This is a genomic window from Echinicola pacifica DSM 19836, from assembly GCF_000373245.1.
In the GTDB taxonomy this organism is placed as follows: Bacteria; Bacteroidota; Bacteroidia; order Cytophagales; family Cyclobacteriaceae; genus Echinicola; species Echinicola pacifica.
Genome location: NZ_KB890752.1, coordinates 1 through 1541 on the forward strand (window position 1 = coordinate 1; position 1541 = coordinate 1541).

The window sequence follows — 1541 nt, forward strand, 5'->3', positions numbered from 1 at the left end:
GTGGAGTGGAGGATGAGCGAAGCAGTGGTTAACTTGACTAAGGTTAAAATAGCCCATTTCTCGGCCCCTGCTAAAGGATTAGGCGAAAAAATATTTTAATCATCAGCTTCATTGGCCGATGATGCCGCTAAGGGGGGGAATGTCCGAATTGCAGCTTGTAACTAAGGCAGCACAGAAGGCAGAAGCAGCTATTGGAGGTTCAGGAGGCGTTGCAGGAACATTAAAACATACTTATGCTAAAAATCTTTTAAGTCGTTATCAAAGTATGTATGGAGGAAACCTTAGTTTGGGTAGTAATTACTTTAATGGCCCTGCGGGAAGAGGATTTTTAGATGCAGTTAATCACAGTACCAAGATGATTTATGATTTCAAATTTGGTAATGCTTTCATGAGTAATTCTCAATTCTTGAAATATTCAAATAGTTTCCCAGGCTATGGAATACAAATTATTAAACCTTAGCAACAGGAATGGCAATAGATAAAACAATAAAAAAGAAAGTAATTGAGGATTGGCAAAATGCCTTTCCTCAATTGACTATGTATGCTCAAAATAAGTTGTATAAGGTTGTTGGTTCTTGTGTTCTTGGAATTGAGTTGATAAAGTCTCCACATACTGAAAGTTACAGTCCATATTTTGTATTATATCCAATATGGAAAAAGGATATAAAGGCAAGTCTTGATTACCCTATTTATTTGAGTGATTTTAAAAACAAAAAAGGTTATCAGTACGATATACCTTATGAAAAGCATAGTGTATTTTTTGATGATGTGGTGAATAGCGTAAAGAACCAAACGCCATTGCCATTTGAAGGAAATATTTCTTTAAAACAGTTAGCAACTTCAATTGAGGATAGTTCCCAAAAACCGCCATTGAGTGCTGCCCCAAACTCTTATTTACAAGCTGTACTTCAAGAAGCAAAATTAAAAACGGCTTTATTTATAAGTATTGAAGAAGCTCAAAAAGTATTAGAGCAGATAAGTAAAAGAAGTTGGGATGTAAACCACTTTAAGGCTTGTGGAATTGATGTAAGCCAATGGCTTCAAGGTTTACAGGCAACTATAACCAACAGGGATGAATTTTTAAAGCAGATAGAAGCAAACAGGCAGGATAAAAAAATATCTCACTTGAAAAGTTCAGAACTTACAGCATAATCAAAAGCCCCGAACATCGAGGCTTTTTTATTGTCCAAAATGGAAACTTTATAGTCGTTATAAATTGTCCTAAAAGGCAAAAAATGTATTTTAGAAATTTACTTTACCGTCTAATAAATCCTTCATTCGTTTTTTGGTAAGCATTGAGTTGATAATTTTAACCAGTGCATTTTTTTCATCTTCATCAAGTTGATTAATCAACATCAACTGTTCGTTAAGTTCGTGGTTTTGAAGCTCCACCACACTGTTTTCATTATCGTCCAAAAGGTTGTCGGCATTCACGGCAAATACCTTCATTAAGCGTTGCACAATATCAATAGAGGGCAGTAAATGCCCGTTCTCAATATCCGTCTGACAAACCCCATATTGATACAGGCATTATGAATACC

Annotated in this window: 3 protein-coding genes; 2 read left to right on the forward strand and 1 reads right to left on the reverse strand. The window is 35.4% G+C overall.

The window, feature by feature from the left end; genetic code table 11:
- The first annotated feature begins 139 nt into the window (after window positions 1–139).
- Complete coding sequence (locus B050_RS22485; protein WP_018474556.1) at window positions 140–460, forward strand: hypothetical protein; 321 nt, start codon at window positions 140–142, stop codon at window positions 458–460.
- An 8-nt stretch (window positions 461–468) separates the two neighbouring features.
- Window positions 469–1152 carry a hypothetical protein gene (locus B050_RS0113965; RefSeq protein ID WP_018474557.1) on the forward strand — a complete coding sequence of 228 codons (684 nt, stop codon included), beginning with the start codon at window positions 469–471 and terminating at the stop codon, window positions 1150–1152.
- Between the two features lie 90 nt (window positions 1153–1242).
- Here the strand turns inward: B050_RS0113965 and B050_RS0113970 are convergent, their stop codons facing one another.
- The gene (locus B050_RS0113970) at window positions 1243–1449 is read right to left on the reverse strand and encodes a hypothetical protein (RefSeq protein ID WP_018474558.1); all 207 of its coding nucleotides are present in this window, start codon (window positions 1447–1449) and stop codon (window positions 1243–1245) included.
- Window positions 1450–1541: the final 92 nt, after the last annotated feature.

Excerpts from the sequence above, each read along its gene's own strand:
- B050_RS22485 (WP_018474556.1), top strand. The coding sequence starts at position 140 with ATGTCCGAATTGCAGCTTGTAACTAAGGCAGCACAGAAGGCAGAAGCA.
- B050_RS0113965 (WP_018474557.1), top strand. The coding sequence starts at position 469 with ATGGCAATAGATAAAACAATAAAAAAGAAAGTAATTGAGGATTGGCAA.
- B050_RS0113970 (WP_018474558.1), bottom strand. The coding sequence starts at position 1,449 with ATGAAGGTATTTGCCGTGAATGCCGACAACCTTTTGGACGATAATGAA.